This is a genomic window from Methanogenium sp. S4BF, assembly GCF_029633965.1.
Classification (GTDB): Archaea; Halobacteriota; Methanomicrobia; order Methanomicrobiales; family Methanomicrobiaceae; genus Methanogenium.
In genome coordinates this window covers 2,021,028-2,034,269 of record NZ_CP091277.1, presented here as the reverse complement: position 1 = coordinate 2,034,269, position 13,242 = coordinate 2,021,028, and the positions used below count along the sequence as shown (strand labels likewise).

Sequence of the window (13,242 nt, the reverse complement as noted above, 5' to 3'; positions counted from 1 at the left end):
ACTGCCCCCTCTCACTCTGTCCGGAATACGCTGACCATCGCCCGCAGTTTCTCGGTCATCCGTGTCACTTCATAGGTGCCGCTGCCAACCTCTTCGGTTGAAGCTGCCACCTCCTCAGTCACCGCTGCGACATCATCAATGCGGGACATATTCTCCTTGGTAAGGGTCGTCGTCTCCTCCATCTTCTCCATCACCCGGTTTGTCGCACTTGCCTGATCATCTGTCGCACGGGCAATCTCATGGATGCCCTCGGATGCCTCCTGGGCGCCGGTGACGATCTCATTTAAGGACGCAATGGCCTGATGGACACTCTCCAGACTTGCCTGGATCTCTTTGTAGGCAGACTTCATGGAGACCGCTGTGGTATTGGAGTCACGCTGGATGCCTTCAATAAGCTCTTCAATGGAGTCTGTCGCAGCCTTTGACTCAGCAGCGAGATTTCTCACCTCACCTGCCACGACAGCAAATCCACGGCCGTGTTCACCGGCCCGTGCAGCCTCAATCGCGGCATTCAGGGCAAGGAGATTTGTCTGGCTGGAGATGTCATTGATGAGCTTGACGATCTTTGAGATCTCAGTCATCTTCTTGTTGAGCTGCTCAATCTGAGTGACGCTCTCTTCTGCTATTTTCTCCACCGCATTCATCTTACTATTGGCTTCTCTGCCCAGCCCGGATGCCTCATTGCCCATGCGGGAAACATGGTCTGCCTGGGCCATCACTTCCTGTGACGTGGAGGCGATCTCCTCAATCGAGGCTGAGAGATCAGATATCTCGCGCGCAACGACCTCAACTGTCTCAAGCTGGCGCCGGAATGCCTCAGATGACTGCTGGCTGGATACTGCCACATCTTCCATCGCCTTTGCAATCTCCTCAACACCGCGGGAGGCATCGGCCATGTTTGCGTCGACATTGTCAACAGCAGTTTTCACATCGCTGAGGGCACTGCCTACATTGATGCCCACATTGTTGATGGCAGTCTTCAGTTTCAGGAAGTCCCCTTCAACCAGAAGGTCCTCATTGAACCGTCTGGAGAAGTCCTTATCTGCATACTCCTTCAGGACACGGTATGACTCATTGAGCGGAACCATCACCGTTTCAAGGACATTATTTAATCCCTCGGTGATGACTGCATAGACACCTTCAAACTGGTCAGGGTGTGCCCGTGCCTTGCTGTTTCCTCCCTGCATCGCCTTCATGGTCCCGACGAAGTCCTCCACCATCTCTTCAATGGCCTTTTGTGCGGCGGTGAGGCTTGCATTCATATCTGAGAAGAGGACACCTGCCTCAGCAGTGTACTCATTGGTTTCGCCGACCGTCAGGTCAAACCCACTGATATCGCCATGGGCGAGGAGAGTCAGGTTTGCCTCCTGCCGGGTGATCTCGCGGTCAAGGAACTGTGAGAGAGAACGTTCCGGTGTGAGATCCTGATAGATGTAGTAGTTGACGTCAATATCGCCGTTTTCATCGAGAATAGGTGTCTGGAAGAGACGCAGGTACGACTTCTCCCCATTATTCCACTTAATCTCCATATCCGTAACGGCCTTCCTCTTCGTCTCATACGAGGCATAGAAGTCATCACCACCGACGATATTGATGTTAAAGTCGTAGAGCTTCTTTGCCATCAGCTCGTTGTAGCCCCCGCGCCAGATACGCTGGTATTCCTGGTTCAGGTCGAGGCGGTGCTTGTCAGGGGCAAGCACGGTGATTCCCTGCGGGTTCTGCTGGAGGAAGGCGTCTGCACGCCTCTGAAGCGTTTTTATTTCCTCCATCTCCTCGTGCTGCTGTGTGAGGTCCTGGTAGATGTAATAGTTGACGTCAATATCGCCGTTTTCATCGAGAATAGGTGTCTGGAAGAGACGCAGGTACGACTTCTCTCCATTGTCCCATGCAATCTCCATATCCGTAACGGCCTTCTTCTTTGTCTCGTATGAGGCGTAGAAGTCATCGCCGCCGACAATGTTGATGTTAAAGTCGTAGAGCTTCTTTGCCATCAGTTCATCGTAGCTACCACGCCAGATACGCTGGTACTCCTGGTTCAGGTCGAGACGGTGCTTGTCTGCTGCAAGGACCGTAATGCCCTGCGGATTCTCCAGAAGGAAGGCATCAGCACGCCTCTGCAATCTCTCGATCTCCGCCATCTCCTCATGCTGCTTGGTGAGGTCCTGGTAGATGTAGTAGTTGACATCAATTTCGCCGTTGTCATCGAGAATAGGTGTCTGGAAGAGACGCAGATATGACTTCTCTCCATTGTCCCATGCAATCTCCATATCCGTAACAGCCTTCTTTTTCGTCTCATATGAGGCGTAGAAGTCATCACCGCCGACGATAGTGATGTTAAAGTCGTAGAGCTTCTTTGCCATCAGCTCATCGTAGCCGCCGCGCCAGATACGCTGGTACTCCTGGTTCAGGTCGAGGCGGTGCTTGTCTGCCGCAAGAACGGTAATCCCCTGCGGATTCTCCAGGAGGAAGGCATCAGCACGCCTCTGGAACTTTTTCAGTTCTTCCTGCTCCCTGATGGCCTCGGTCTGGTCCAGATAGATGTGGTAGACTACACTGATGTCCCCTGCTCCGTCACTGACAGGCACCTGGTAGAGTTTCAGGTAGTTTTTGCTCCCGTCATTCCATGTGACCGACAGGTCGGTCTCAGAGTTCTTCTTGGTGTCATGGGATGCAAACAGGCTGTCACCACCAAGAATGGTGATATCAAAGTCTGAGAATGACTTTTTCATCAGCGCCTCACACGAATCGCGGAAGAGGGCGCAGTAATGATCATTAAGCATCAGACAGGCACCGTCAGCGCCATAGATAGCCAGAGGATACGGATAGTTGGCAATGAACTCGTCAACCCTGCGGAGCATCTCCTGATACTCAGCAGACTTCTGCATCTTTCCAATGGCTTTTTCCACGAGCCCGACAAGGTTTTGTGTCTCGGGGTCTGCGGCCGCCTGACTGAGTGGGGCCGTAAAATCCCCGTCCAGTGCACGCCGCAGTGCATCTTCAATAATTTGTAACGACATGGAAATCACTTAGATCACTGGCACCTGCATGAAACACGGAGCAGAGAAATATCCGCCGGCCCATACAGATACGATAGAGTATATGTAACCTCTCCTTCAATCCCTCAAATACCCTTCCATTGGAACCGAGAGAAATACAGATGATGAACAGAAGGAATTCAGAGAATTTCAATATATATCGCCATTCAGTCAATACTGGCCAGAGAGCATACCGGATAAAATCCCGGATAGTGCCTACCAATAGCCTGCCGGGAGAAAAAAAGAGGGGGATAAAGGAAGTTCTCAGTGTTGCCGGTAAATAAGATATCCGGCGATTATTCCTGCGAGAATAACAAAGATAAACATCCATGCATTCGAGAGATCAGTCTCCTTTCCGGCCTTGTGGAAGGTAAAAAAAGAGATCTCCCCGTTCTCTCCTCCGGTCACAAACCCGTCACCGAGGGGGACGAATGCCCGGATGCCGGTATCTCCGAACCACTGCATCCATTCCTCCTCACCATCCGGGGATACACCCATTACGAGATACTGCGGCTCACCATTTACCAGGCTGGCGTCATATCCCACCAGATAGTACCCGCCGCCGGGGGCCGCATCTGCATAGTAGATCAGTTCCATCCGTTTGGGATAGAAGAATAGCTGATCTGCTGCGCCGGTTTCATTGAGAATGAGGACAGCTGCCTCATCCTCCGTAGTGAGAGCAGGGGCGATATACCCGCCGCCGGGAAGGGGACTGATGTTTACCACGTAGCCAATGCCCTCCTCACCAAAGCGCTCTTCCCAGACCACGGTGCCATCCTCACTGAGGTACATCACCAGTCCCACCGCATCTCCGGAGGCAATCACCGGTGTGGCATAGCCGGCCACGATATAGCCGCCTTCTACTGCCTTCACCGACTGGATCCGCCCGAGACCGGCGCCCGAGGTGTCAGCATAGGTCTTGTTCCAGAGCGGTGTTCCGTCTGCATCCAGCCGGTAGAGGGTCGGGTGCAGGTAGTTTGCGGCAGCAATGATACCACCTTCAGGGACTGCATCCACTGAAGAGACTTCTCCGAGAGGCACATGCCACGTCCACAGGATTTCACCGTCAGGAGTGACTCCTGCAAAGTCGTGGGTATCGCTGAAGACCAGGTACGCGTCCCCCTCCTCCTGGATGTACCGGATAACAGAAGCGTTATCCACAGCAACAGTCATATTTCCGGTGACTGTCCCGTTTTCTGCAACAAACCAGATCGCAGGGCTGTCCTTTGCAGCACCCGCCGCGACAAAACCGCCTGCAGCAGGCGATTCGATGAAGGCTGCCACCTCAGCGGCACCATTTATTGTGACCGTCCGGTTCAGGTCCGGCGGCTGAATGGCCACAGCAGCCCCGCAGACAAGGAACAGGGCCATGCAGACCAGCAACGCCACTCTCATATATACTCTCATTATGAGAATGGTTGTCCGCCGGTGCTAATAGCATTCTCCTTTCCCCGGTGCATTCTGCACCTCATCTCCTGCACCTTTCTCTTTCTCCTGCCGATGCCAGCCTGCGAAGGTTGGAGGTCTTAGTGAGACAAAAGACGGATGCAGAAGGAGAGATGACATCAGAGGAGAGAGGGGAGATGATAACACGGCGGGCGGCAAAAGAAGAGAGGGGAGGCAGAAATATATTTTCTGTTCACTGCATCTTCTCTTCGATTCTCTTCAGAACGGCTGTAATCTCCCGGAGTTCCCGGAGCACGGAAGCATCGGCCGCCTGCCCGGACGGTGATGCGGCTGAGACAAACGCAGGGGTCGCGGTGTTCTCCGCACCGGTGACGGCTGCGACCGGATGCCCGGACCGTACAAAGTCCATAATGACGGCACGGAGGGGTTCAGGATCACGAATACCCTGGAGTTTAATCTCCGCCATCTGATTTGCCGAGTAGCCCGCGGTCTGGATACGCAGATTTGATATCCCGAAGACCCGCATCACAGGACCCTGGATGATGTCGACGTTTGTGATACGATTGTAGGGGACAATGCCCGTCTGTTTCCAGAGGATTCCACGGCCCCAGGTCATCTCAGTCGGCGTGAGAAGGTAGCAGACGGTATCATAATACAGAAAGGCCCAGAGACCGCCTGTAAAAGCAAGCACGGCAAAAATGCCCGCCATCACTGCAAGCGCACTGCCCGCCCCCTCTGTTATCGCAAATACCATGAATGCGAAGAAGAAGACGGGGATCAGCATGCCAAACGCGGTCACAAGGATCAGATACGACCGGAATGAGGGATCAGGGATGAATGCGGTATCAATCTGAACAGACATACTACCCTTTCTGATACCAGATCTTATCACCATTTGCCTGGGACGGGAGCGAACAGCTCCCGGGGCGACAATTCAAAACATCACTTAAAACCTGTGTGCATGAAACGAACACTCATCTTCGGCAGGGGGAAACAGGAATATATTGATACCGAATTCACCAATTTCAGGGGATAAAATCCAATCAGGCAAAAAAGGCGAGGATGATGCCTGCCGCAACAATGACAGCTCCTGCCCATGCGGATACAGGCAGAATACCCAGATATCCTCCTGATACCAGCACCAGACCGGAACCGGCGATCAGAAACCCTGCCCGCCTCTGCTGCATAGGGTCGTTCACCGCCTTTTTTGGCGTGAAGGGAGCACCCGTTTCATGCCGCCCGTCCTGAGCCGGTGAGGGATTCATCCACGGGAACCGTCCAAATCCACCACCGGAGGATGAACGCTGCCGGCTGCCGCGGAAGGATGACCACTCCGACCCGCGGTTCTCTTCCATAAGATTAATCCGGACAAGCAGATTGCCGTTCTCTGACCCGTTCCGGTAGCCAAGCCCTTTCAGGCGCAGCACTGCGTGCCCATCAATCTGTTCAGGAATTCTGAAGGTGATCATCTTCCCTTCGAGGTGGATCTCCTTTTTCTTCCCGAGCTCATCCCGGGTCACCCAGATTGCATATTCATGGTCTGTACCCCCTGCCACCATGTCCTGTCTCCTTCACCATACATCTCACCATTCCTTCAGATGGGAATGGTATTACTAGTTTCCGTACCATCGGCATAGACAGCAACATAATAGACACCAACCGGCCTTCCCGTGGTGCCGGTCTCTACCGGACCAAGCACCGTGTCAGGTTGTGGATTTTTAAAGGAGAAAATCTGCGACGACCTGCCCCCTTCTGCAAGCAGCGCAATCTGCAGCTCTGCCACATCCCTGCCGTCCTCTGTCCCTCCGTACTCAACGGACAGACTCCCGTCTGCAAGGGTCACAACAAAACTGACATTTCCGGTGCTTGTCACGACTGTTGCACCAAAGAAAACAGGAAACAGCAGATATGCCAGTATAATCGCAGCCACTCCAAGAATAGCAACCAGAATCACTTCCCTTGGCAGCGTCGAACGCTTCTTCAGGGACTGACCGCAGACCATGCAGATGGTACCCCCCTCCGGCACCGGTTCACCGCATCGCGGACATACGCTCTTTTTTATTCCAAACCCCCCAGCTGTTGAATCAAAGGAGTAATATGAGCACAGATCTCTTCAATATTTTTATTGCTCAGGCACCAGTCGGTCTCATTCAAAGAGAACCTTTTTTTTGTATTCCCGCTGTATCAATTGAATAATCAGGTGAGAGGGACAACGGGTGCGAGGGATACCCCGCTGAAGGGCGGACATGCCTGCACCGGGAGTATCATCTGAAGGTGTGCAGCTATGATCAGAGTCGCAATTAACGGATACGGAACAATTGGCAAACGGGTGGCCGACGCGGTGGCCGCCCAGCCGGATATGGAAGTGGTCGGAGTCTCCAAAACACGACCCTCGGGTGAGGCATATATCGCAAACGAGCGGGGATACCCCCTTTATATCGCAGATATTGAGAAGAAGCCGGCCTTTGAGCGGGCAGGCATTGCAGTCGCAGGCGATGTGGAGGAGATGCTCAAGAAGTGCGACGTCGTTGTGGACGCAACGCCGGGCGGTGTGGGCAAGGAGAACCGGAAAATCTACGAGCTCTTCAATGTCAAGGCCATCTGGCAGGGCGGCGAAAAGCATGAGATCGCAGGGATCTCGTTTAATTCATCCTGCAATTACCGCGATGCCTACGGTGCTGACTTTGTGCGGGTGGTATCCTGCAATACGACCGGCCTGTGCCGCATCATCCAGCTTGCAGATGAGGCATATGGGGTAAAATCGGTCTTTGCGACGATGGTGCGGCGCGGGTCTGACCCCGGCGGCATCAAAAAGGGGCCTATTGATGCCATCGTCTTAAACCCGGTCACCATCCCGTCCCACCACGGCCCGGATGTGAACACCGTCCTCCCGTCCATCGATATCGTGACGACAGCGATGATCGTGCCGACGACCTTCATGCACATGCATGTGATCAGGATGGAGCTCGCTCAGGAGGCTACCCGTGAGGGCGTCCTCGATTTGATTCGCAAACACCCGAGAATCGGCATTGTGAAGGGCGCCTCAGGCATCACATCCACGGCAGAACTCCGGGAACTGGCCTCCGACATGGGCCGCCCACGTGGTGACCTCTGGGAGTCCTGTGTCTACGAGGACTCAGTCTCGGTCGGTAAAAACAATGAGCTCTATCTCTTCCAGGCCATCCACCAGGAGGCAGATGTTGTCGTCGAAAACATCGACGCCATCCGTGCGATGATGAAGGCGGCAGACACCGCAGAAGAGTCGGTTCGGATCACCAATGAGGCGCTCGGCCTGAAGGCGATCTGAGCATATTTCCTCATTCCTCAGATAAAAACACCCAAAAGGATGTGGCAGCAGGCGCCGTCACATCCTGAAAACAGCGGTGAAGGGAGTGCATCCCTTCCAAACCGGACTAAATACATTTTTCCCGGTTATATTTCCATGTTCAGCCTGGGGAACCGGGGTTCAATCATCCATTCTTCAGCATATGCTTCACGATATCAGCAGGCATGGTGGTTGATTCTGCAATCTTTTCGCCTGACATGCCGGACGCGGCCAGCCGTTTCACACAGACATCCATTCGTTCGCCCACCTCGATCATATGTCCGTCAGGGTCAAGAAACCGAACCGTGAGCTGGCACCATGGCTGAGCGACGACATCATGCACGAATACAACACCGGCAGCTTTCAGCAGTTCAGATGTCCGGTCCATGTCATCCGTTTCATAATAGAGTTCGAGCATCCGCTTTGAGGAAAAATCGTCATCTCCGGCACCGGCATCCCCGAATATCACGTTCCTGCCGTAACTCCCGTCCCAGATACCAATTCCACTTTTAAAACCGATATTTTTGCCGAGATCGAGTTCAATTTCCTCTCCCATCACCTCAGTGTAGAATTTCTTTGAAGCGGCCACATCGCGTACAAACAGAACGGTTGAATGATAGGAGAAAATACTGTTGTCTGCCATCGTCTAAGGATTCCTGCAGACGGTGATAATTCTGCCTAAGCATATGGACCCATCAGGTCCTGACTCCCCGGAACCCGAAGGTTTTTTCACAAGAATGCTGTTTCGGGAGGATGCCCCGGTGAACAGATACGGAACTCTCCATACCCATTGTTCAGGAACATCACTCTTTCCCCTCCTCAAACAGATCCTCAGGCCCGAAGTCCTCATCTTCCGGAATAATAATCCCGCCACCTTTCTCATCCGTAACAGGATGTGCCGGTTCTGGAGGTTCAACGATAAAGTTCTCCTTCACCTTCTTCTCCGCTTTACCGTACCGCTCCTTTGCAACCTGAAGATGCACCATCAGACTGTGGACACCCGGGCTTCGTCCTGAGAGCATCACATCATATTTTCCGGGGTCCGTGAAGTGGTCAACGGAGATGCCGTCAATGTACACCGTGCAGACAAAACCCCGGTATGGCCCTCCGGGAGCATTTGCCGTCACCTCAGCCCGTGCAAGCATATCATCCTCCCGTATGGTCACCGGCAGATGGACCGTGATCTCAGGCTTTATCCGATGCCGTAGCATGTCCTTTGCAATCAATCCGGCTACAAGAAACACAACAAGAAACGGCGTTATATATATCACAGCATTGTGAAGATGCGGGCTGATGTCGAGCGGATTTATCACCCCGTCCCCGTCAACGTCCCGGGCAAGGGCGATTGCAGACGCTGCGTAGGTTATTGCACTTTCAGAGTCTCCCGCCGCATAGCTTTTCTGTGCATTCTCAAGCGCCTCCCGTGCTTTCTCCGGCTGGTAGTCGACATTATCGAATACCACCCGTTGTGCCTCTGCTATTGCCTGCGGCGCCATTGATACAAGGTTCACAGAAATTGAGGCCCCTTCAGCACCGACATCCGCCTCCTCTTCACGACTCTCATAGCCAAACTTTTCCAGAAGAACCGTATGCAATCCCTGTTCAACCGGTATTTCAAGAGGAGTGGTGCCTGAGAATACGCCGTCGATGACAATACCGGCGCCTTTCGGAACCGTTGTAACGGACAAAATGACCTTTGCAGGCGTCAGCTCCGCAATTATTTCAGATATTTTTCCTGCCGCAACGTCAACCGTGCCCGTCCAGTTGTCGTATCCGGTTTTCATGATGACAATGGCATACGTCCCCGGCACGACCTCATCAAGCGTCTTTCGGGTGGTGCCCTGATACTCTCCGTTCAGATAAATCCCGGCATTCGACGGGACAGATGCAACAGTTATCCGTCCGGTGTCAGGTATTGGCTCAAACGTATGCACAAGTGACTGCGACATCCCTTCGCTGATGGTTACCGTTGCCGCATAATCTGAATAGTTGTCAAGCAGCAGGAGCACACGGTGCTGCCCCGTGGGAAGTTCATAAAAAACGGTATTTGATATGCCGTAAAAGTCCCCGTCGATATAGATCTGTGCACCCTCGGGCTTTGTCGTTACAGAGAAGGCATCGCCCACCAACGGCTCCATCTCATGGCTGATGTAGGTAATCTCCCCTTCCCTTACCTCAAAGATCTTCTCCCATGTCCGGTAGCCCGGCAACTCAAGCCGCACATAGTGAATGCCCGGAAAAACATTCTGAATCACCGTATTTGTCTGAAGGCCGAGATCTTCATCATTCAGGTAAATATTCGCTCCCTGCGGCACTGATGAGACAGATATCGTGCCTTTCTGTATCTGTGCATCTGCAGGTGAGATGACCGCCTGTATGAGCAGGCACAAAATGAGGACGGGAATGATTCTCAGTGCTGAGGGTTTTTTCATAGAGAATACCTGTCTGTGCTGTACGGACGCACAACTCAACTTTTAACTCTCATTAAAGGTGCTTTCCCTGTCCGTGAAGAGGCGATATATGCCTGAATCCATAATGAAGGCTGTCACCGACCCGTTTGTGAAAACAAATGTGGTCTCAACCGGCTCCCATGATGACGCCGACTGGTTGTAGAGCAGCAGGTAATACGACAGATCCGGGTTATAATCAGCGTTCAGGTCAAGTGTCACATTCTGCGGTCCGGAGAGCGTGATATCATATGCACTTCCGAATCCGGACAGGTTTTCAGGGATATTTCCCGGCGTGGTGTTCAGCCGTGTGACAATACGTGACGCATCAACGGGTGGAATCGTTGCCGAAGGGGTGATGTGCGGAATTTCAGTCAGATTCAGGCCACCATGCATAAATCCCGGATAGACGACAAAGAGCACCAGTACGGCTGCAAGCAGGATGACAAACACGCCCAGGACGGCCAGCAGACGCACCCTCCCCTTCCGTTTCGCCTCCATGTGCTTCTCATACTCACGTTTGAGGTCCTCCCTGTCAGACTCGGTGATCGTCCACTTTCCGTAGTCTGACTCCTTCGGCCGTTTCACTCCCTCTTTTGCCGGTGCTTCATACGCAGATGAAGAGAATTTCTCCTGTGATTTCTCAAAGGCACCAATCTTCTCCTCTGAAAGAAAATCCCTGAACCGTTCTGCACTGACAGGCGGGACATTGCTGCCGGTGTACGCAGAAACAAGCCGCTCCTCCAGTTTTTTCCGGGACAGTTCCGCGGAGATTTTCTGCCGGACTACGGGATTCCGGGCAAATATACCGAGGTTTGTATAGAGCTCACCCCACTTCGGATCATTTGTACGTTCAGTGTCAAGGTCAATATGAACTGTCCCGGCATATTTCTCTGTCACCAGCAGATCGGCATCCCTAAAAGAACGTTTTGCAACAACGATGGTAAACCCGGCGGAGAGGAAAAAATGAAGCTTTTCGGTGACGGCGACAACAAAATCGACAGACTTTGAGAGGTTGCCTGATACGCACACCACCTCCTTTCCCAGAAGCAGCCTTCCGACAGAGTAGTCTGCGGCATGGGAACTCAGGAGACTGGTGACTACTTTTTTATGCCGTTCGTCAAAGAAATCAACGTCTGATGCGAGATCACGCACCTCATACTCTATTTCTGCGAGCCTTCCTTCGATGCGGCCGTAAAACGCATGGATGAATGCGAGATCAATGTCCGGCGGAAGTTCCCGGTTCCATCCGACCTTTTCAAGATAGATGAACGTATCAGGCCGTCTTCCCTTCTTCTGCACGTTTACCGCGGTTCCGAGCAGAAAAACACCATTTTTTGTGCTGATATACAATGACGCCGTGCTCTCGTCAAGTCGCTCAGCAAGACGGAGTGCATACTCATCATTCAGGGTGCCTGCGACCGTCTCGCCGTCCGTGGTAAATATTCCGTATGCATCATCCATTCCTAAAACCCTCCCTGAAATGACCCCTCACAGGCCGAATTTGAATATCTCCGTAAACCTCCACGGTGCAAGGGCGGTCGGGGCAATCTCCTCTTCAAATCCTTCCTCTGTGGGAAAAGGCTCGGCTGACGCATCAACAGAGACAGCGACAAAATACATCGAGATGTCGTTCATCATGTTTACCAGGTTTTTAAAAACCTTGTTTGAACTGAGGATCTCAAAGAGGCTGTTCTCGATATTCAGGGCTTCTCTGGACATTTCCGGGATATCGGATAATTTTTCGGCATTCATTGACTGGATTAGATTTCGTATCTCCCGGTTCTTCCAGAATACCAGATCAGTTTTGGTGACAACAAGGGCGTATTTTTTGTTGGGCCGGAAAAATCCGAGATAATTTTTTCCTTCCAGATCAATCAGGGTCTTCATATACCCCCCGAACTCCCGTGCCAGCTGTGCATGGCCCTTCCTGTCGTCGGTTATTTTTTCGCCGTCGATAAGAAAGATGACCTTTCCTGCCCGGATAAAATTACCGTACATCGTCGACAGGATGACACTTTTGGTGAATTCCGGGTCGATGAGTTCTTCCGGGTGGTGCAGTTTAATGTACTTCACAAAATCGATCGTCCCTGCACCCTTTCTGACCTCCCCCTCGGGCATTCCAAGACGGTCACTTAACAGGGAGACGGCCTTTGTAAAGTTGATTTCATTTAGCTCATCGTAATACTCTCCTGCATAGTCTACAACCGTCCATTTGACCGGAATCAGCCCGTACTTCTTTCCGGTAAGCTGATACATCACCATCTGGTAGCGGTACGTCCGTGAGAGAATTTTTCCATCGAGAATGCTTGCATACAGGCTTGATATCCTCAGTTCGTCGCCTTCGTCATTGGGGTCGCCCGTTAATACCACACCCTCATTTGAGTGACCCTTCTCGAAATGCTCGGATATGTAGCTCCACAGGCCAAGGACAAAATACGTCTTCCCGGATGAACGCGGCCCGAATATAAATATCTCAGATGCCCGTACGCCGATGGTGATTTTTATCGCAAGCCAGTAGAGAATCAGTGAGAGAACAATCCCCGCACCAAAAAAGAAGATATTTTGCGTCACATATGCCTCACTCACTGCTGTATCGGGCGCAAAGGAAGTAAGATACATCTCGTATGCAAGAAAGCCGATGATGATTGCAAAGAACAGGGTAAAGAGCACCTTGGCGAATTTTGCAAGATTGTCATAGCGGTTTGTGATTACCACCTGTGCAACAAACACCGCACCACACAGGACTCCCGCTGAGAAGGTGAGAGTCAGGAGGCCGATGTCTGCCCACGGGGAGGAATACACATAAAAAACAGGTATTGCAGCAAATATTCCGGTGTAGATAACGCCGTTTATCCGGGAGTCCTCGTTAAAAAGCATACCCACCGCAATGGCAAAGAAGAGTCCGCATAAAAATTCAACACAGACGGTCAATACAAACGACGGCGGGTGAAGCTTAAAGACAGGCGCTATGGATGTGAAGATATAGGCAACAACAATGCTCAAAGGAAGAGCAAAAAGAAGGTAT

10 protein-coding genes are annotated in these 13,242 nt (G+C 52.2%); 1 reads left to right on the top strand and 9 read right to left on the bottom strand.

The window, feature by feature from the left end:
- Nucleotides 1-11 precede the first annotated feature (11 nt).
- The 5 genes from L1S32_RS09755 to L1S32_RS09735 all read right to left on the bottom strand — a co-directional run bounded on the left by L1S32_RS09755 (nt 12) and on the right by L1S32_RS09735 (nt 6,468).
- Entirely contained in the window at nt 12-3,017 is a 3,006-nt protein-coding gene (locus L1S32_RS09755) for a methyl-accepting chemotaxis protein (protein WP_278154914.1), read from the bottom strand.
- 282 nt (nt 3,018-3,299) lie between these two features.
- Nucleotides 3,300-4,442, bottom strand: coding sequence for a PQQ-binding-like beta-propeller repeat protein (locus tag L1S32_RS09750; RefSeq protein ID WP_278154913.1), 1,143 nt, complete (start codon nt 4,440-4,442; stop codon nt 3,300-3,302).
- A 232-nt stretch (nt 4,443-4,674) separates the two neighbouring features.
- On the bottom strand, nt 4,675-5,304 hold the full coding sequence (locus tag L1S32_RS09745) for a PH domain-containing protein (protein ID WP_278154912.1): 630 nt from the start codon (nt 5,302-5,304) through the stop codon (nt 4,675-4,677).
- A 181-nt stretch (nt 5,305-5,485) separates the two neighbouring features.
- Nucleotides 5,486-6,001 (bottom strand): hypothetical protein, encoded by a 516-nt coding sequence (locus L1S32_RS09740; RefSeq protein ID WP_278154911.1) that lies wholly within the window; start codon nt 5,999-6,001, stop codon nt 5,486-5,488.
- A gap of 35 nt (nt 6,002-6,036) precedes the next feature.
- Nucleotides 6,037-6,468, bottom strand: coding sequence for a hypothetical protein (locus tag L1S32_RS09735; protein ID WP_278154910.1), 432 nt, complete (start codon nt 6,466-6,468; stop codon nt 6,037-6,039).
- A 258-nt stretch (nt 6,469-6,726) separates the two neighbouring features.
- On the opposite strand from L1S32_RS09735, the gene L1S32_RS09730 reads away from it, so the two are divergent.
- Nucleotides 6,727-7,749, top strand: a complete 1,023-nt coding sequence (locus L1S32_RS09730; protein ID WP_278154909.1) for a type II glyceraldehyde-3-phosphate dehydrogenase — start codon at nt 6,727-6,729, stop codon at nt 7,747-7,749.
- Nucleotides 7,750-7,912: 163 nt separating this feature from the next.
- Here the strand turns inward: L1S32_RS09730 and L1S32_RS09725 are convergent, their stop codons facing one another.
- The 4 genes from L1S32_RS09725 to L1S32_RS09710 all read right to left on the bottom strand — a co-directional run bounded on the left by L1S32_RS09725 (nt 7,913) and on the right by L1S32_RS09710 (nt 13,220).
- Nucleotides 7,913-8,410 (bottom strand): VOC family protein, encoded by a 498-nt coding sequence (locus L1S32_RS09725; RefSeq protein ID WP_278154908.1) that lies wholly within the window; start codon nt 8,408-8,410, stop codon nt 7,913-7,915.
- A 160-nt stretch (nt 8,411-8,570) separates the two neighbouring features.
- Complete coding sequence (locus tag L1S32_RS09720) at nt 8,571-10,199, bottom strand: PEGA domain-containing protein (protein ID WP_278154907.1); 1,629 nt, start codon at nt 10,197-10,199, stop codon at nt 8,571-8,573.
- A 42-nt stretch (nt 10,200-10,241) separates the two neighbouring features.
- Nucleotides 10,242-11,678, bottom strand: coding sequence for a hypothetical protein (locus L1S32_RS09715; protein WP_278154906.1), 1,437 nt, complete (start codon nt 11,676-11,678; stop codon nt 10,242-10,244).
- Nucleotides 11,679-11,705: 27 nt separating this feature from the next.
- Nucleotides 11,706-13,220 carry a hypothetical protein gene (locus L1S32_RS09710; protein ID WP_278154905.1) on the bottom strand — a complete coding sequence of 505 codons (1,515 nt, stop codon included), beginning with the start codon at nt 13,218-13,220 and terminating at the stop codon, nt 11,706-11,708.
- Between the last annotated feature and the right edge of the window lie 22 nt (nt 13,221-13,242).